Source organism: Pseudomonas sp. MM213 (genome assembly GCF_020423045.1).
Taxonomy (GTDB): Bacteria; Pseudomonadota; Gammaproteobacteria; order Pseudomonadales; family Pseudomonadaceae; genus Aquipseudomonas; species Aquipseudomonas migulae.
In genome coordinates this window covers 1,534,337-1,550,655 of the sequence record NZ_CP081943.1, presented here as the reverse complement: position 1 = coordinate 1,550,655, position 16,319 = coordinate 1,534,337, and the positions used below count along the sequence as shown (strand labels likewise).

General features: G+C 59.4%; 18 protein-coding genes. 5 read left to right on the top strand and 13 right to left on the bottom strand.

Annotation, left to right across the window (positions count from 1 at the left end; all coding sequences use genetic code 11):
- Positions 1-28 precede the first annotated feature (28 nt).
- From K5R88_RS06890 to K5R88_RS06880, 3 genes are read right to left on the bottom strand one after another with little or no spacing between them, the layout of a single operon-like run.
- Positions 29-652, bottom strand: coding sequence for a glutathione S-transferase family protein (locus K5R88_RS06890; protein ID WP_008043943.1), 624 nt, complete (start codon positions 650-652; stop codon positions 29-31).
- 56 nt (positions 653-708) lie between these two features.
- Positions 709-1,224 (bottom strand): HvfX family Cu-binding RiPP maturation protein, encoded by a 516-nt coding sequence (locus K5R88_RS06885; protein ID WP_226299506.1) that lies wholly within the window; start codon positions 1,222-1,224, stop codon positions 709-711.
- 53 nt (positions 1,225-1,277) lie between these two features.
- The gene (locus K5R88_RS06880) at positions 1,278-1,481 is read right to left on the bottom strand and encodes an HvfA family oxazolone/thioamide-modified RiPP metallophore (protein ID WP_008043946.1); all 204 of its coding nucleotides are present in this window, start codon (positions 1,479-1,481) and stop codon (positions 1,278-1,280) included.
- Between the two features lie 377 nt (positions 1,482-1,858).
- Here K5R88_RS06880 and glsB point away from each other — a divergent pair, with 377 nt between their 5' ends.
- The 3 genes from glsB (at position 1,859) to K5R88_RS06865 (ending at position 5,034) form a co-directional block, all read left to right on the top strand.
- Positions 1,859-2,767 (top strand): glutaminase B, encoded by a 909-nt coding sequence (gene glsB, locus K5R88_RS06875; protein ID WP_008028142.1) that lies wholly within the window; start codon positions 1,859-1,861, stop codon positions 2,765-2,767.
- A gap of 340 nt (positions 2,768-3,107) precedes the next feature.
- Positions 3,108-4,610, top strand: coding sequence for an aldehyde dehydrogenase family protein (locus K5R88_RS06870; protein ID WP_226299505.1), 1,503 nt, complete (start codon positions 3,108-3,110; stop codon positions 4,608-4,610).
- Positions 4,611-4,683: 73 nt separating this feature from the next.
- Complete coding sequence (locus tag K5R88_RS06865; protein WP_008043954.1) at positions 4,684-5,034, top strand: BON domain-containing protein; 351 nt, start codon at positions 4,684-4,686, stop codon at positions 5,032-5,034.
- A 119-nt stretch (positions 5,035-5,153) separates the two neighbouring features.
- On the opposite strand, the gene K5R88_RS06860 is transcribed toward K5R88_RS06865, so the two are convergent.
- The 3 genes from K5R88_RS06860 to cynS all read right to left on the bottom strand — a co-directional run bounded on the left by K5R88_RS06860 (position 5,154) and on the right by cynS (position 6,633).
- A complete protein-coding gene (locus K5R88_RS06860; protein ID WP_226299504.1) occupies positions 5,154-5,813 on the bottom strand; it encodes a carbonic anhydrase in 660 nt (219 codons plus the stop codon).
- A gap of 29 nt (positions 5,814-5,842) precedes the next feature.
- Entirely contained in the window at positions 5,843-6,079 is a 237-nt protein-coding gene (locus K5R88_RS06855; RefSeq protein WP_226299503.1) for a DUF2790 domain-containing protein, read from the bottom strand.
- A gap of 86 nt (positions 6,080-6,165) precedes the next feature.
- A complete protein-coding gene (gene cynS, locus K5R88_RS06850) occupies positions 6,166-6,633 on the bottom strand; it encodes a cyanase (RefSeq protein ID WP_201112519.1) in 468 nt (155 codons plus the stop codon).
- Positions 6,634-6,754: 121 nt separating this feature from the next.
- Between cynS and cynR the strand changes: the two genes are divergently transcribed.
- Positions 6,755-7,651 carry a transcriptional regulator CynR gene (cynR, locus tag K5R88_RS06845; RefSeq protein ID WP_226299502.1) on the top strand — a complete coding sequence of 299 codons (897 nt, stop codon included), beginning with the start codon at positions 6,755-6,757 and terminating at the stop codon, positions 7,649-7,651.
- Here cynR and K5R88_RS06840 read toward each other — a convergent pair.
- The 5 genes from K5R88_RS06840 to K5R88_RS06820 form a co-directional block, all read right to left on the bottom strand.
- On the bottom strand, positions 7,637-7,939 hold the full coding sequence (locus K5R88_RS06840; protein ID WP_223449562.1) for a hypothetical protein: 303 nt from the start codon (positions 7,937-7,939) through the stop codon (positions 7,637-7,639). The genes cynR and K5R88_RS06840 overlap by 15 nt on opposite strands.
- Before the next feature lie 121 nt (positions 7,940-8,060).
- Positions 8,061-8,390 (bottom strand): hypothetical protein, encoded by a 330-nt coding sequence (locus K5R88_RS06835; protein WP_008028159.1) that lies wholly within the window; start codon positions 8,388-8,390, stop codon positions 8,061-8,063.
- A gap of 521 nt (positions 8,391-8,911) precedes the next feature.
- Positions 8,912-9,415: a GNAT family N-acetyltransferase gene (locus K5R88_RS06830; RefSeq protein WP_226299501.1), complete on the bottom strand. Its 504-nt coding sequence runs from the start codon at positions 9,413-9,415 to the stop codon at positions 8,912-8,914.
- A 31-nt stretch (positions 9,416-9,446) separates the two neighbouring features.
- The gene (locus K5R88_RS06825) at positions 9,447-10,076 is read right to left on the bottom strand and encodes a glutathione S-transferase family protein (RefSeq protein ID WP_226299500.1); all 630 of its coding nucleotides are present in this window, start codon (positions 10,074-10,076) and stop codon (positions 9,447-9,449) included.
- Positions 10,077-10,154: 78 nt separating this feature from the next.
- Positions 10,155-12,104, bottom strand: coding sequence for a DNA topoisomerase III (locus K5R88_RS06820; protein ID WP_226299499.1), 1,950 nt, complete (start codon positions 12,102-12,104; stop codon positions 10,155-10,157).
- 348 nt (positions 12,105-12,452) lie between these two features.
- Between K5R88_RS06820 and K5R88_RS06815 the strand changes: the two genes are divergently transcribed.
- Positions 12,453-12,821 carry a DUF427 domain-containing protein gene (locus K5R88_RS06815; protein ID WP_008028168.1) on the top strand — a complete coding sequence of 123 codons (369 nt, stop codon included), beginning with the start codon at positions 12,453-12,455 and terminating at the stop codon, positions 12,819-12,821.
- 36 nt (positions 12,822-12,857) lie between these two features.
- Here the strand turns inward: K5R88_RS06815 and lldD are convergent, their stop codons facing one another.
- Both lldD and K5R88_RS06805 read right to left on the bottom strand, forming a co-directional pair.
- On the bottom strand, positions 12,858-14,012 hold the full coding sequence (gene lldD / locus K5R88_RS06810; RefSeq protein WP_008028170.1) for an FMN-dependent L-lactate dehydrogenase LldD: 1,155 nt from the start codon (positions 14,010-14,012) through the stop codon (positions 12,858-12,860).
- A gap of 1,023 nt (positions 14,013-15,035) precedes the next feature.
- Positions 15,036-16,160, bottom strand: coding sequence for an IS481 family transposase (locus tag K5R88_RS06805; protein WP_226299186.1), 1,125 nt, complete (start codon positions 16,158-16,160; stop codon positions 15,036-15,038).
- Between the last annotated feature and the right edge of the window lie 159 nt (positions 16,161-16,319).

The window sequence follows — 16,319 nt, the reverse complement described above, 5'->3', positions numbered from 1 at the left end:
TGTCTTCGCAAGTGAGTTGGGGCGTAGCTTAATGCGGCTGTGTGGCTTTGAAGCTCGTCAGCCCCTGCATCCGTTTCCACCAGCTGTTGAAGCCGTCCACGGCAAATACCTGTGGCGCATCCGGGGTCATCGCGATGTAGGCGCAACCCGGTGCCAGGTAGAAGTCGCCGATGCTCGGTTCAAGGCCGGCGATATACGGATCGGTGCCTTTAATCTTCATCAACTCGCGCAGCACTCGTTTCGAGTTCTCGATGCCTTGGCGGCGCGAATCCTCATTCTGCCCGCCAATGAAGTCGGGAAACAGATGGTAGCCGAACACCGAGACCAGCGCGCCATAACCGTAGGAATCATAAATGCCCTGGGCCATGTGGGTACGCGCACGGTCGTGGGCGTTGTCCGGGGTGATTGACGGGCCGGGCAGGACTTCGTCCAGGTAGGCAATGATCGCGCCGGTTTCGATCACCCGAAACCCGTCGTGGTCGACGACGGGCACCTTGCCGAACGGGTGACGCACCAGATGCTCCGGCAGGTGTGGTTCCCCTTTGATCACGTTGACTTGGACCTGCTCGAAGTCCGCGTCTTTTTCCACCAGCAACATCTTCACTGTGCGCACATAAGTACTGCCGTCAAAACCGTAGAGAGTGAGACTCATGGCGATTGCTCCTGTTCTATTGGGAGTGGCAGGTACGTTATCGAAACGCCGGCGCCTCAGCGGTGGTTGCGACGCCAGAAGAAGCGAGCCAACAACGTATCGAGACTGAGCTTGCCGGCACCCGAGAGCAACAGCGGCATCAGGGCGGCGAGGTAAATCAGCGGCAGTTTGAAGTTGCCGTAGCCCTTGTTGCTGATGGCGTAACCCTGAGCAAGCTCACTCAATGTAGACCAATCGGCCGGCCAGTGGACGGCGGCCGTCGCCACAAGGGTGACCACGATCAACGCGATGGCCGAAATCCGCGTGCCAAGGCCGACGAGGATGGCGAGGGCGCAAAGCAGTTCGGCCCACATCGACAGTTCCCAGTTCAGCGTCGCCGGTATCTGGTCGAAGGGAAACGGAAAGCGATCCTGAATGTCGGCGAACCAGTTTTCGCCATTCCATTTTTCCAGGCCTGACTCGAAAAATTCCCAGGCAATGAACAACCGCAGGGTCAATGGGGCGAGCCAGCTACCGGCACGGTCGAGATTCAGGTGCAGGCCTTTCACGGCCGACGAGATTGCAGAGTTCATGGACGTGGTCTCCGTTCAGTCAGGGATGCGGGGCTCGCGGCCCCGCGCAAGGGTTACTCGCCGGCGCCGCACTTACCTTCGCCGCATTTGCCTTCAGCCGGTTTTTCCGCGGTGTCGGCGTGGGCCTGGCTGTAGCCGTGGGCCAGTTGTTTCATGCTGAACGCTTCGGACTCGGAGGCCGACGCGACGTTGGACAGGGCCAGGCCGCCTGCGATGATCAGGCCGAGGGTCAGGGAAGAAGTCGAGAGCTTGAACATGGTGATACTCCGTAGCATTGAGTGAGTTGAGCGCTTTGATCGGCTGAGCCAATCGACAGGCACATTTCATCAATCGGGTGTATCTGCGATGTGTCGTTGGGGTGGGGTTTTATGGACGGGGTGTGTCAAGGGCGGGGCTGTACACACTCTGATACGTAACCCCCTAAATTTCCTTGGCCTACACAAATCCTTGTAGGAGCCGGCTTGCTGGCGATAGCGTCCGTTCAGGCGATAAATGTGTCGACTGACCCACCGCTATCGCCAGCAAGCCGGCTCCTACAATGGCATTCCAATTCACAACTGTGATCCGCTGCTGACCACCAGCGTCTAGCGTCAGTGTCCCCGCAATCCCTTGGGGCGAGACTTCGGAACCCGGCATGCAAGCGCTGTTGAACGAGATCCTTGACGCAGTTCGGCCCCTGATCGGTCAGGGCAAGGTGGCTGACTACATTCCTGCCCTCGGCACCGTGCCGGCCAATCAACTGGGCATCGCCGTGTATGGCAACGACGGCGAGCTGTTTTGCGCCGGTGACGCCCACACGCCGTTCTCGGTGCAGAGTATTTCCAAGGTGTTCAGCCTGGTGCAGGCCATCGAACATTCCGGTGAAGCCATCTGGCAGCGCCTGGGCCACGAGCCTTCCGGGCAGCCGTTCAACTCGCTGGTGCAGCTGGAATTCGAACGCGGGCGCCCGCGCAATCCGTTCATCAACGCCGGTGCGCTGGTGATCTGCGACATCAATCAGTCGCGCTTTGCCGCACCGGCCTTGTCGATGCGTGATTTCGTCCGGCGCCTGTCGGGCAATCCGCAAGTCATGGTGGACGGCAAGGTCGCCGAGTCCGAATACCAGCACCGGGCGCGCAACGCCGCCATGGCGTACCTGATGCAATCCTTCGGCAATTTTCACAACGATGTCGAAGCGGTGCTGCGCAGCTACTTCAGCCATTGCGCCCTGCGCATGAGCTGCGTGGACCTGGCGCGGGCGTTCTGCTTCCTGGCCAACGACGGCTTCTGCAAACACAGCGGCGAACAGATCCTCAGCGGCCGCCAGACCCAGCAAGTCAATTCCATCATGGCTACCAGCGGCCTCTACGACGAGGCGGGCAACTTCGCCTATCGCGTCGGTTTGCCCGGCAAGAGCGGCGTGGGCGGCGGGATCGTCGCGGTGGTGCCGGGGCAGTTCACGGTGTGCGTCTGGTCACCGGAACTCAACGCCGCCGGTAACTCATTGGCGGGCATGGCCGCGCTGGAACTGCTGAGCCAGCGGATTGGCTGGTCGGTGTTCTGATAGCGCGGGGTTGTGGCCGGCGCGACTACCGCCACAGCCGCCGAGGCGGCCTGAAAGCCGACCTGTTTCTCAGTTGTCCGCGTTCTCCTTCACTACTGCGACCGCTCATTTTGGACATGTCCACCGATTCCCTGTAGGAGCCGGCTTGCTGGCGATGGCGTCTGTCCAGCCAATACACACGTTGACTGATCCACCGCTATCGCCAGCAAGCCGGCTCCTACAGGGGATCTGCGTACGGTTTCGCAATCGAACGAAATGCGCCGGATGGCCACCGGTTAATGACGCTCCAGAAATTTTGCTATACATTTTCTGACCGCCCATTGCATGGTGAAACCGCTTCATGTCTCTTGCGCTCGAACGTCTAGTCGCTGGCACGCCAATCCCTTTCGCTGGTAACCGCGTCACTGTGGTCAGCCCCGAACTGGCCTTGCGCTTTCAGCCCGGGGACCACCTGTTGGTGGAGCAGGTCAGCGGTGAGTTGTTGCTGATTCCCGTAGCAGACCAGAAAGCAGCAGCGGTCGCGATTGAGCGGGCTGAAGCGGCGTTTACGGCGATGTCCGCCGTTTCCGATCAGGCGATCAGTGCGTTTTTCGACCTTTTTGCCCAACGCCTGGAAAACCAGGACTGCTGGGACTTGATCGAAGCGGCCAACCGGGCCGACATCGAATGGGCCAAGTCGCGTGGACGCTCCACCACACGGTTGCTGGCCGATGAGCGCATGCGTCGTGACATGATCGCGGGCCTCAGGGCCTGGCGCGATGCGTCAGCCTCGCGTGGCAAAGTGATCAGTTGCGTCGAGCATGACGGCTGGAAAGTCGAGCAGGTGGTTTCGCCGTTGGGCATCGTCGCCTTCGTCTTCGAGGGCCGGCCGAATGTCTTCGCCGACGCCGCCGGCGTGTTGCGCACCGGCAACACCGCGGTGCTGCGCATTGGCAGCGATGCCTTGGGCACGGCGCAAGCCATTGTCACCCACGCGTTGAATCCGGCATTGAGTGAGGCCGGTTTGCCGGTGGGCGCAGTGTCGCTGGTGGAAAGCGTCAATCACGCCGCCGGTTGGGCCATGTTCGCCGACCGTCGTCTGTCGTTGGCGGTGGCCCGAGGTTCGGGGCGTGCGGTCAGTCAGTTGGGCAGTATCGCGCAACAGGTCGGCACTGCCGTCAGCCTGCATGGCACCGGTGGCGCCTGGCTGGTCGCCGACAAGGACGCCGACGCCAAGCGTTTCGCCGCCGTCGTGCGCAATTCCCTGGACCGTAAAGTCTGTAACACCCTGAACGTCTGCCTGATCCACCGCGATCGCGCCGCCGAACTGGTGCCGCTGTTTCTGGACGCCCTGGAAAAAGCCGGCAGCGCCCGGGAAGAGGGCTGCAAGTTGCACATCGTCGAGGGCAGCGAAACGTATTTGCCGGGCCGTTGGCGGACTGCAACCGTCGAGGTCTACCGCCCCGACGGCTACCAGACCGAAGCGTTGGCCGAACCACTGCCCGAAGACCAGTTGGGCCGCGAGTGGGAGTGGGAAGAAACCCCGGAAGTCAGCCTGAAGATCGTCGACGACCTGGGCCAGGCCATCGCCTTGTTCAATCGCTACAGCCCGCAATTCACCGTGTCGTTGATCAGTGAAGATGCCGAGGCGCATGAGCGCTTCTACAACGCAGTCAACGCACCTTTTGTCGGCAACGGGATTACCCGTTGGGTTGACGGGCAGTACGCGCTGAATAAACCGGAACTGGGGCTTTCGAACTGGGAGAGTGGTCGCCTGTTCGCTCGCAGCGCGATTCTCTCGGGCGACGGTGTGTTCACGATCCGTAGTCGCATGACGCAGATCGATCTGTCGGTCAAACGCTGAGAACCCGACCTCAAGCGCAGACCGCACTATAATTAAGGGTGTCTGCGACTGCGTCTTGAGACAGGGGTCCGCCATGAAACTTCAATCCTTCGATCATTACTCTCATAAGCTGGAATTGGCCGCGCATGACGCGTGGCTGACAGCCCGGGTGAAGTCGGCCTTGGCGTTGGCCGATCCGACCCTTGGCCTGCAAGTCCATGTCAAAACCCTCGCGGGAATGGTGATGTTGAGTGGTCGCGTCAACACGCATAAGCAATGTGAGCAGGCTGTTGCGCTGGCTCGCACGGTCAGTGGTGTCAATGAAATCGATGCCAGGGAATTGCTGACTCACGTGTTCACGCCTGGAAGCTTTCCAACACCGCCCAACGCCGAGGAAAACCCGGAGATCCGGCCATCCTCGTCAGCCAAACCGGAAGACAAATAAAGCGGGGTGCAGCGCTTCCGTGAATCGGGCGCGCTGCATTTTCACTTCGCGGTTATTGAGCGCGGATGCTGATTGGCTGCAAGGTGCCAGCTGAGGGCGATGGCCCTCTGGTACACGGATCAAGCCGCTTCAACCGCTTTGCCGTAAACGGCGCACGTGCTCGGGTGCTCGACCAGCGACACGAACGTGCGGCTGTTGGCATCCAGTGCATCGATCGACCCGGTTTCGATGTCGTAGACCCAGCCATGCAGGTTCAGCAGGCCTTTTTCCTGAGCCAGTCGCACGCTCGGGTGTGTCTGAATGTTCGCCAGTTGCGCGATCACGTTTTCCCGCACCATCGAACTCACTTTCGCCGCGTCGCTGGCATGAGGCCGGGATTCGTTGATGACCTTCGCCGATTCCGCATGTTGCAACCAGCCGCTGACGGCGGGCAGGTGATCCATACATTTGCAGCTGGCGACGGCTGTCATCGCACCACAATCCGAATGGCCGCAAATCACGATGTCGGTGACGCCCAGTACGGCCACCGCGTATTCGACCGTGGCCGATACACCGCCCGGATGCGGGCTGTAGGAGGGCACGATATTGCCGGCGTTACGGATCACGAACAGTTCGCCGGGTTCTTGCTGGGTCAGCAGTTCCGGTACGACACGGCTGTCGGAACAGGTGATGAACAGCGTGCCGGGGTGTTGCGTGGTGGCCAGGTGTTTGAACAGGTCAGTCCGTTGCGGGAAGGCTTCCGTCTGGAACTTCAAAAAACCGTCGATGAGCGCTTTCATGGGGGAGTTTCCTTTCAAATGATGGGGGATCAGTTCGAGCAGCCGGTGCCAAACACGCTGTAGTCCAGAATGTGGGTGGCGCCTGTGGAGTCCTGGTACGTCATTTCCACGGGGACGACCCCGCACTCATCGGCAATCGGCGTGATGCTCACGACATGCGCGATGTCCAGTTTCATGCCGTACTCGTACGCGACGGCCGTTTCTTCTGCGTAAACCTGGGCAGACATGCCCGCTAACAACGACAGCACCAACAGAATTTTTTTCATGGGGCATCCTCCAGACCAATGTGGTGAACAAAGAAACAAGCGGGGTTCTGGAACTGGCCCGCACTTGAATGCGGGCCGGGATCAAGTCAGAAAGGACGCAGTGGCAGGAACTTGCCGTCGAGGGTGATCACGGCGCGGGAGCCGCCTTCCGGGTCTTCGACTTTTTTCATGTCGAGCTTGAAGTTGATCGCGCTGATGATGCCGTCGCCGAACTGTTCATGAACCAGGGCTTTGAGCGTGGTGCCGTAGATCTGGATCATTTCGTAGAAGCGGTAGATGGTCGGGTCGGTCGGCACACCAGAGAGGCTGCCGCGCAGTGGAATGATTTGCAGGCGAGCCACGGCGTCGGCGTCCAGGTCGAGCTTCTCGCCAATCACTTTGGCGGCGCTTTCCGGCAGTGGGTGCTGACCGAGCAGGGCGGCGGTGACATAGGCCAGGCCGAGGCCGGTGCCGTCGGTCAGGTCCTGCCACGACAGGTTTTTACGCGCCTTGGCATCGAGGATCGAGGTGGTCAGGGCCAGGCTCGGGTCGTTGTAAGCGTGGGACTGTTGCATGGTGAATCTCCTATCGGGTTGAGTACTGCTTGGGTGTGAAGCAATCTTCTGCCGATTGATTCATAGCGTCCAAGACCGATATACAATGCATTGCATAAGCCCTGCCTATAGGTTGATCCCGATGCTGCTCCGACATTTGCGCTACTTGCTGGCGGTCGCCGACCACGGCGGCTTCACCCGTGCTGCCGAGGCATTGCACGTGTCCCAACCGACCTTGTCGCAACAGATCCGCCAATTGGAGGAAACCCTCGGCGTGAGCCTGTTCGACCGCACCTCGCGCACGGTCAAGCCAACCGATGCGGGTGAGGCCTACATCGAGTGCGCTCGGCGGGTGCTGGTGGAACTGGAGGCGGGTAAACGGGCGTTGCATGACGTGAAGGACTTGTCACGGGGGACGTTGCGATTGGCGATGACGCCGACGTTCATGGCGTATCTGGTCGGGCCATTGGTGCGCGACTACGTGGCGCGCTATCCGAACATTCACCTGGAGATTTTCGAGTTGTCGATGGACGACATCGAGGCCGGGCTGCTGGATGACTCACTGGACATCGCCATTGCATTTGATCAGGTCAGGAATGCTGACATCGAGTCGATCCCGGCGTTTACCGAGACGCTGGGAGTGATGGTCGGGCGGGATCATCCGTTGTACGAAAGCCAGGTCGCGTTATCCGCTGAAGCGGTGGCCCAGCTGGAATTTGCCCTGTTGGCCACGGACTTCGTCACCCGAACCCGAATCGATGAGTATTTCGCTGAGCAGCAGATCACGCCAAAAGTGGCCATTGAGGTGAACTCGGTCAGCACCTTGCTGGAAGTCATTCGCCACACGGCGATTGCCACCATCCTTCCGGAACCCATCGCCACTCAGGACCGCGCGTTACGCAGGATCCCGTTGCTGGGGGAGGCGCCCAAGCGCGGGGCCGCGCTGCTGCGGCGTAAAAACAACTACCACAGCGCGGCGTCGGTGGCCTTCATGGAACTGTTGCTGGGAACCGTTGAGGCGACGTCAGTCATCCACTGACTGGCACACGCCGTTGGAGGCCTTGCCGGTGGAGGTCACGGCGACCGAATCGTCATCGGCGAGGACAATTGACAGGGTGATGCCGGAGCCTTTGGCTTCGAAGCGGCGCTCACTGATGATTTTGGTGTCTGCTTCCTTGCCGTTGATCATGACCGGCCCATCCTGATCCGCCTGGACGAGAAACTTGCCGGGGCACTCCACCGCGAATGACGGGACACCGTCGACGCTGTTTGCCTGAGCAACACTTGTCAGAACCAGCAACAGCGGGAATATCAGCTTGTTTTTCATCGCAAGTCTCCAGTGACCAACAGCGGATACGCTTAACAATAGCTTTGTTTGGCAAACCGGAGACAAACAAAAAGGCCCCGCTCGTTTATTCGAGCGGGGCCTTTTTTATTGCGATGGTTTATCAGTAGAACCGATCAATCACCCGAACTTCATTCTGGTTCTGCATCGAGTCCCAGGCCTGCTTCAGCGTTTGCAGGACATTGCCGATGAAGTCTTTGTCGGCTGCAGCTTTCTTGCCGACATAACCCTGGCCGCGACGGTACATTTTCAGTCGGGCCAACAGGTTCTGGTTGTTCTGGTCGAACTCGGCTTCATGGGCATGCGGCGACAGGCAATCGATATGAACCTGGCCCGATTTGCTGATCCACAGAATGTGGCTGTCGTGGCTGTCTTTTTGCGCAGCGAACATACGAGCCAGTTCATCGATAGTAGGTTGATTGTTCAGATTCATAATATGCCCCTTGACCATTTGGTGATCTTTCAAAGTTGATTCGCTAATACAAGTAGCCCATCGGTTAGTTGATCCCTGGCACCGAAACCAGGACGTCAGCGTTCGGCCGTCGAGAGTGACGGGGTTACGCGTCTGTTGCATGTAGTCGTGTTGAATAACTGCTACGCAATAGCGTCACAACGAAGAGAAGCAGCGAATACCTTCAGGCCACTGCCGACGTTTTCAGGGTCGGCCACAAGCTTCATGAGGATTGATCGCCAGCGCTTCTCGTCCTTGTACTGGACGTTCGGGCCAGGTCAGCTTCTTCAATCTGCCTTGTGGGCAGCGTGTATCCGGGAAAAACAGCTCGGCGGTCAGACGAGCTTGCTCAAACATGTTGCTGTACTCCCGATCGGGGAGATGTCTGCATCATGCAAGGGCAAATCGGAGGCGTCAACGGTTTTGTAGTGATTATTTTCAGTCACTACATATTGTCGGACAAAGCTGTTTGGAATTAGAAAGCAGCAGGGTGAAAGCGCCCCTCAGGACGAGGGCAGCGAGCTTTGGAAGCGGTAAAAGGTGCAGGGATAACCGTCTACTGGCTGATGATGCCGGGAGAACGTGTTACCCGTGAGGCCAGGTATCACACGGGCCCAGAACTGCCGTGCAGGCGGGTTGGCGTCGATGTGGAAAATCTGCCATTGCCCGGGAAGCTGGCTCAAGAGGGTAGAAACGACAAACGTCGCGACTCCTTGGCCACGAAAGCGTCGGCTGACAAAAAGGTAGCCGATGTTGTACTGGGCGCCAGGCAGGTGGGTGTTGTCATCCACGGTCACAAACCCCGCCAGTTCCCCGTCGACCTTGATCAGGAACGGGCGGGTTGCGGGGTTGCGCCAGTAGTCCTGTTGCGGCTGGATGCGGAAGAAGCCATGCCCGCCGAGTTTGAGCGGGAGCCACTCACTGAGGTCGTACATATAGAACTGCATCAGGTTTTCGAGCGTTTCCAGTTCGTCTCGCTGAGCGGCGTGCAGTTCTATCGAGGGCATGCGGGCTGACTCCTGTTCAGAGCGGAATCAATCAGTGAGGCGCGAAGTCGTATTTACCACCTTTCTTCAGTGCGGCTTGATAGGCCGGGCGCGCCTGGAAGCGCTCGATCCAGGCCGCTACATGAGGGTAGTTGCCGAGCTTGCCTTGGGCGCGGGCGATTTCGCCTATAAAACTCATCTGGATATCGGCTGCGCTGAATTCCTTGCCCAACAGGTAATCGGACTGGCTCAGCGCGGTGTTCAGATAGCCGAGGTAGTTGGCTACTTCCGAGTTGATCCGCGGATGCAGCGGTGCGCCGGCTTCACCGAGACGTCCGACATACAGGTTCAACATCAGCGGCAACATGGCCGAGCCTTCGGCGAAATGCAGCCACTGCACGTATTCATCGTAGGCCGGGGTGGACGGATCGGGTTGCAGGCGCCCCTCGCCATGGCGACGAATCAGGTAGTCGATAATTGCGGCGGACTCAATCAGCTTCTGGGTACCGTCTTCGATGACCGGCGATTTACCCAGGGCGTTGATCGCTTTCAGTTCCGGCGGGGCCAGGTTGGTTTTCGGATCGCGCTGATAGAGCTTCAGTTCGTAAGGGATGGCCAGTTCTTCCAGTAGCCACAGAATGCGCTGGGAGCGGGAGTTGTTCAGGTGGTGCACGATAATCATGGTCGATGCCTTTTCAGGAAACAGGGCTGTAGCCGGGCTTGAAGAACACTAGACCATCGCTGGCCAGTCGAAGTGCCATCAAGCTTTACCCGGCGTTTTTGCTGCACGTTTGACGCCGGTCGATGGCTTGCGTTTGGCCGGCTTGCGTTTGTTTTTCCAGGGTGTGGAACCTCGCCCGGCAGGGCTTGCAGGCCCGCTGATGGTCAGGCTCAGGCCGGAGCAGCGGGCAACCTGCTTGCTCATCCACGCCGCTTGTTTGGTGACGAATTCTTCCAGGCTCATTTCGCCGTTCTGCACCATGTCCAGCGCCTGCTCCCAGATCGCTGTGGTGCCCGGGTCGGCAATCGCGCGCGGCACGGCGTCGATCAGGCTGAACGCCGCCGGGGTGGCGGCCAGGGCCTTGCCGTTCTTGATCAGATAACCACGGTCGAGCAGCCCCTGAATGATCGAGGCGCGGGTGGCCTCGGTGCCGATCCCGGTGGTGTCCTTGAGTTTCTGTTTCAGCAGTGGATCCTCCACCAGCTTGGCGACGTTCTTCATCGCCTTGATCAAATCACCCTCGGTAAACGGTTTGGGCGGCTGCGTCCAAAGGTCCTTGAGCTTCACTTCGGCCACCGCGCAATCACGGCCTTCGCTCAATGTCGGCAGTGTTTGCGGCGCCGGTACTTCGCGGCCCTTGGCCGGAGCAAGGGCCTCGGGCAGGGCGCGTTTCCAGCCGGGTTCGACGATCTGCTTGCCGACCGCGCGCAAGGCTTCACCGGCACAGTCGAAGTCGGCCTGGGTCCGGTCGTATTCATGGTTGGGCAGAAACTGCGCCAGATACCGCGCGCGGATCAGCGTGTAGACCGCTCGCTGCTTGCCCACCAGTCGATCCAGGTTCTTTGCCGCAGCCGTGGGGATGATGCCGTGGTGAGCGCTGACCTTGGCGTCATTCCAGGCCCGTGAGCGCCGTTGCGGTTCAAGGTAGTCCTGCAAGGCGTTCAGCGTCGGATCTGCTTGCCGCAGGGCGGCGAGAATTCCGGGCGCTTCACTGTGTTGACTCACCGGCAGGTAACCGCAGTCGCTGCGAGGGTAGGTGATGACTTTATGGGTTTCGTAGAGTGCCTGGGCGATGTCGAGGGTTTCCTGAGCGCCAAGCCCGAGTTTCTTCGAACAGACCTCCTGCAAGGTGCCCAGATCGAACGGCAATGGCGCCACTTCGCGCATGCGCTCGGTACGCAGTTTGATCACCCGGGCGCTCGCCGCGTTGCCAATCGCCGCAGCTGCCTGTTGTGCGAGAGCCTGATTGAGGCAGCGATCCTGGTCGTCGCAAACGTCGGACGGCGCACGCCACTGTGCAGTGAACGCGGTGCCATCGTTCAGCAGCTGCACGTCGATGGCCCAGTAAGCCACGGGGACGAAATCGGCGATGCTGCGGTCGCGGTCCACCACCAGGCGCAGGGTCGGCGTTTGCACTCGACCGACCGGCAATACGCCCTGATAACCGGACTGGCGCCCCAGCAGCGTGAACAACCGGCTCATGTTCATGCCGATCAGCCAGTCGGCCCGTGAACGGCCCAATGCCGAATGATAAAGGCTGAAGGTCTCCGCCCCCGGCTTCAGCGCAGCCAATGCCTTGCGGATTGACGCATCGTCCAGCGCCGACAGCCACAACCGCTGGATCGGCCCGCGATAACGGCAATGCTCCACCAGTTCCCGGGCGATCATTTCGCCCTCACGGTCGGCGTCGGTGGCGATCACCAATTCATCGGCCTCGCCGAGCAAGCGTTTGACGGCCTTGTACTGACTGGCGGTGCGCGGTTTGACGGTCATTTTCCATTTGTCCGGAATGATCGGCAGATCCGCCAGCACCCAGCGCTTGTAGCGTACGTCGTAGGCATCCGGTGGCGCGGTTTCCAGCAGATGGCCGATGCACCAGGTCACCGTGACGTCCGTTCCCAACCAGCAGCCGTCGCCGCGACGCCGGGCGCCGAGCACGGCCGCAATGTCTTTGGCCTGGGAAGGTTTTTCACAGAGGTACAACCGCATAACCACCATCGTTCATCAACTGCCGGGAGGTGCACAGAATGGCGGCTGATGAGCGATGGAGCAATCTTTATCTGTATGGATGTACAGCTCGTGCGTTTCGACTCATTGCAACGAACGGCATCTCGCTTCTGCATTTGACGTTATCCGCCTCTGCGCTTGTGCCGGTCCTGCGACGGATAGCTTCAGCGCCCCGTTCGGCTGTGAAGCCGTCGCGCTGATGAAATCTGGGTTATACCTGACAAAGCTGTGTTCTCAAGTTTTGGGGCACTGTGCGACCCATTGCGGGCAAGTCGGATTGCCGCATCGCACGCTCCCACAGGTTTTTCACCGTCCCGAGGAACGCATTTCATGAAAAGCTCCGGTCCTAGCCCTGTCATTACCATCGCCGAGCAGCCCGGCTGTCTGTTGGTGAAGTTTCACGGCATTCAGGTGGCTGCGTCGGCGCGCGCGCTGGTGCTGCTGGAGGCCAATTACCCTCCGGTGTACTACGTGCCCCGGGAGGATATCGACGAGAAGTATTTTGCCCGCACCGACCACACGAGTTACTGCCCCTACAAGGGTGATGCGAGCTATTTCAGCCTGCAGGTCCCGGGACATGAGGGTGCGAATGCGGCGTGGAGTTATGAAGATCCCAAGGTGTCGGTAGAACAGATTCGGGGCTACATTGCGTTCTATCCCGATCAGGTGAAGTTCGAGATTCTCAAAGACGTCGAGTGATTGAAAACGCCCTGCATTGACAGGGCGTTTTTACGATCAAGCGTTCAGTTCACGAACCGCCTGCACCAGCGTCGACTCATCGATCTGAGCAATCGAGGTCACTCCGGTCAGCGTCATGGCCACGCGCATCTCTTTGGCGAAAATATCCAGCATGTTTTCCACCCCGCGTTGACCATCGGCGGCCAGCGCATAGGCCATGGATCGCCCCAGCAATACACCTTTCGCGCCCAGGGCCAGCATCCGCACGACATCGAGCCCCGAGCGGATCCCCGAGTCGACCAGCACCGTCAGATCATTCCCCACCGCTTGTACGATGGGCGGCAATGCCTTGGCGGTGGAAAGCACGCCGTCCAGCTGCCGTCCGCCGTGGTTCGATACCACAATGCCGTCCGCGCCAAAGCTGACGGCGTCTCGCGCGTCCTGAGGATCGAGAATGCCCTTGATGATCATCGGGCCTTTCCAGAAGTCACGAATCCACTCCAGATCGCTCCAGCTGATCGACGGGTCGAAGTTGTTCGCCAGCCAGCCCATGTAGTCTTCGAGCGTGACGGCTTTGCCAAGGTACTTCGAGATGTTGCCCAGATCGTGCGGGCGTCCCATGACGCCGACGTTGAAGGCCCAGTCGGGCCGGGTCATCGCCTGAAGTATTCGCCGCGATGACGCAAACGGCCCGGACATGCCCGAGTGCGCATCCCGGTATCGGGCACCGGGCGTGGGCATGTCGACGGTAAACACCAGGTTCTTCACCCCGGCGGCCTTGGCCCGTTCCAGGGCGTTTTTCATGAAGCCCCGGTCTTTCAGCACGTACAGCTGGAACCAGATGGATTGTTGGCTTTGCGCCACCACTTCCTCGATCGAACACACCGAGACCGTCGACAGGCACAGGGGAATGCCTTTGTTTTGCGCCGCTTTCACGGCTTGTACTTCGCCTCGACGGGCGAACATGCCTGTCAGGCCTACGGGCGCCAGGATGATCGGCATTGCGAGGGGCTGGTCGAAGAGGGTGGTTTGCAGGCTCAGGGTTTCGACGTTTTTCAGAATGCGCTGACGCAGGCTGATGCCTGTCAGGTCGGCGCTGTTGGCCCTCAGTGTGTGTTCCGCATAAGCGCCTCCATCGATGTAGTCGAACAAGAACCGGGGGAGTTTGCGGCGGGCTGCCTCGCGATAGTCGGATGCGGATGAAATGATCATGGTGCCTCGGTCGGGTGAGTGGCGGGGCGATGGGTGCTTGGAGCCAGAGTAGCGAAAACGGCTCGTGTTTGCGGTAATTCTGTTTTTCGCGGTGTTGGGTGTTTGGGTTTTTTGGGGGGGATATATCCGTTATTGGGGTAACGGCGGCTATTGGTTTCGCCCTTACGGCGAGTCACTTGGAGAAGCGCCAAGTAACCAAGCGCTTTTGCCCCTTTCGTTCGGTGCCTCGCCTAGGCTCGGCATGCCCTCGCTCCGGTCCTGCTCCGTGGGCCCGCCGCGATCGGCCATCCCTGGCCGTGCGCGGCTAACCCGGCATCCATGCCGGGTTGCCCACTGCGCAGAACCTGCGCTCGGCCTCTCGAGGGGGCGACGACCGCCACAGCCGCCGAGGCGGCCTGAAAGCCGACCTGGCTCTTTGGTCGTGTGCACACTCCCACATCATGGTGGCTGCACTAATGTTGGATGTTTGCACATTCCCTTGTAGGAGCCGGCTTGCTGGCGATGGCGTCCGTCCAGCCAATACATGCGTCGACTGATCCACCGCTATCGCCAGCAAGCCGGCTCCTACAGTTGATCGTATTTATCCAAATGCATATGCATTTCCCTTGTAGGAGCCAGCTTGCTGGCGATGGACGCCAACGATAACTCGGGCTGTCTGAATGAACGCGTTGTCCGGTCGTTTTTCGCGGGCGAGCCTCGCTCCTACAGGGAATCGCGTTTGCTTTTGCTTCTCACCACTCATCAGGCCGAGCGTTAGCTCGCCTTCCGCTTTTGATCTGAGCGCCCCCTCGAGAGGCCGAGTGGAGGTTCTGCGCAGTGGGCAACCCGGCATGGATGCCGGGTTAGCCGCCCCCGGCCATGGATGGCCGATGGCGGCGGGCCCACGGAGCAGGACCGGAGCGAGGGCATGGCGAGCATTAGCGAGCCACCGAACGAAAGGGGCAAGAGCCCTTTGGTTACTTTGGGGCTTTTTGTACGGACCGGACACATGGTGGACACATGTGCGGGGACATGGTTGACACATTATGACCCATAGTCAGGTTTGCTCACGTCGAACGTTCTTAGGAAGTGATGGCAGAAGTAGACGTCAAAGAGTCCATTTCTTTCAGGGTTGGGCCGTATTGCGATGTGCTGCCCAACCAAGCCCTTGGCGATGCTGAAATAGCGTTTCTGAAAGCGAAATCGGCTGTGATAAACCTTGGCCAACACATCGTCCGGCCCGTATTCAAACTCCGATAGTTGCTGCGGATAAGCCCAGGGGCTAGAGCGATACCGGTCCATCGGCACTTGATAGTTCAACGCTTGATGAGGCCGTTGCAGGTTATAAACCTCCCGCCATCGATCAAACGCGGATTGAGCCTCCTTGACCGTGGAAAATTGACGCCCCTCAAGCACTTCGGCTTTGAGTGAACGGTGGAAGCGCTCGATCTTCCCATTGGTTTGGGGATGGTAAGGGCGGCTGAAGCTGATCCGGATTCCTAAACGAATCAGCCAGATACTCAGCTCTGTGATTTCACCTGGGTTGCGCGGTGAGCCCCATGGCGGGCCGTTATCAACATTGATGCGTGCTGGTAATCCGAAGCGCTGGAATACCTCAATCATCTTTTCCTTCACCGTGGCTCCGCGCTCGTTATCGCAGGCCTGAATAGCCAAATTGAATCGTGAGTGGTCGTCCAACAAAGTCAGGGGGTGGCATCGGCCTTCTTGCGTTGAGAAGTGCCCCTTGAAATCCATCTGCCACAGATCGTTAGGCGCATCGTGTTCAAATCTCAGCTTGGCCTCTTGCTCATTCTGAGCAGGCTGAATCAGCCCGTGCCTGCGCAGGACATTGGTGACGGTGCTGGGAGCGATCTGCTTTTTCAAGATGATGCTGATTGTGCGTCCGCCCCATGCGGGATGTTCTTGCCTGAGGGCTAAGACTTCGGCCTCCAAAGCAGCAGGGGTCAGCTTGGGGCTGGTTGCAGGTCTGCGGGACTTCTCTTGCAGTCCCGACTGACCGTGTGTCTCGTAGCGGTTGAGCCACTTGTAGGCCGTTTGCGGACTGATGCCGAACCGTCGACACAGTTCTCGTTTATTGCTGCCGGGTTGCCGTGCTAAGGCAACAAACTCTTCTTTCAGGCTCATGGTATCTCTCGTGTCCCAGGGCATGATGGATTCCCGGCGAAGTTGGCTCGCCGAAAAGTGTCCACCATGTCCCCGCACACCCGTCAACCATGTGTCCGGTCCGTACAGGCTTTTCCAAAGTGACTCGCCGTAAGGGCGAAACCAATAGCCGCCATCACCGCAATAACGGACATGCCCCCAAAC

Bases quoted from the DNA above. Each gene is read 5' to 3' on its own strand.
- K5R88_RS06830 (WP_226299501.1), bottom strand. From the start codon at position 9,415: ATGCCCTCGATAGAACTGCACGCCGCTCAGCGAGACGAACTGGAAACG.
- K5R88_RS06885 (WP_226299506.1), bottom strand. From the start codon at position 1,224: ATGAACTCTGCAATCTCGTCGGCCGTGAAAGGCCTGCACCTGAATCTC.
- K5R88_RS06815 (WP_008028168.1), top strand. From the start codon at position 12,453: ATGAAAAGCTCCGGTCCTAGCCCTGTCATTACCATCGCCGAGCAGCCC.
- K5R88_RS06805 (WP_226299186.1), bottom strand. From the start codon at position 16,160: ATGCCCTGGGACACGAGAGATACCATGAGCCTGAAAGAAGAGTTTGTT.
- K5R88_RS06870 (WP_226299505.1), top strand. From the start codon at position 3,108: ATGTCTCTTGCGCTCGAACGTCTAGTCGCTGGCACGCCAATCCCTTTC.
- cynR (WP_226299502.1), top strand. From the start codon at position 6,755: ATGCTGCTCCGACATTTGCGCTACTTGCTGGCGGTCGCCGACCACGGC.
- K5R88_RS06860 (WP_226299504.1), bottom strand. From the start codon at position 5,813: ATGAAAGCGCTCATCGACGGTTTTTTGAAGTTCCAGACGGAAGCCTTC.
- K5R88_RS06840 (WP_223449562.1), bottom strand. From the start codon at position 7,939: ATGAAAAACAAGCTGATATTCCCGCTGTTGCTGGTTCTGACAAGTGTT.
- K5R88_RS06855 (WP_226299503.1), bottom strand. From the start codon at position 6,079: ATGAAAAAAATTCTGTTGGTGCTGTCGTTGTTAGCGGGCATGTCTGCC.
- K5R88_RS06865 (WP_008043954.1), top strand. From the start codon at position 4,684: ATGAAACTTCAATCCTTCGATCATTACTCTCATAAGCTGGAATTGGCC.
- K5R88_RS06890 (WP_008043943.1), bottom strand. From the start codon at position 652: ATGAGTCTCACTCTCTACGGTTTTGACGGCAGTACTTATGTGCGCACA.
- K5R88_RS06820 (WP_226299499.1), bottom strand. From the start codon at position 12,104: ATGCGGTTGTACCTCTGTGAAAAACCTTCCCAGGCCAAAGACATTGCG.
- K5R88_RS06835 (WP_008028159.1), bottom strand. From the start codon at position 8,390: ATGAATCTGAACAATCAACCTACTATCGATGAACTGGCTCGTATGTTC.
- glsB (WP_008028142.1), top strand. From the start codon at position 1,859: ATGCAAGCGCTGTTGAACGAGATCCTTGACGCAGTTCGGCCCCTGATC.
- cynS (WP_201112519.1), bottom strand. From the start codon at position 6,633: ATGCAACAGTCCCACGCTTACAACGACCCGAGCCTGGCCCTGACCACC.
- K5R88_RS06825 (WP_226299500.1), bottom strand. From the start codon at position 10,076: ATGATTATCGTGCACCACCTGAACAACTCCCGCTCCCAGCGCATTCTG.
- lldD (WP_008028170.1), bottom strand. From the start codon at position 14,012: ATGATCATTTCATCCGCATCCGACTATCGCGAGGCAGCCCGCCGCAAA.
- K5R88_RS06880 (WP_008043946.1), bottom strand. From the start codon at position 1,481: ATGTTCAAGCTCTCGACTTCTTCCCTGACCCTCGGCCTGATCATCGCA.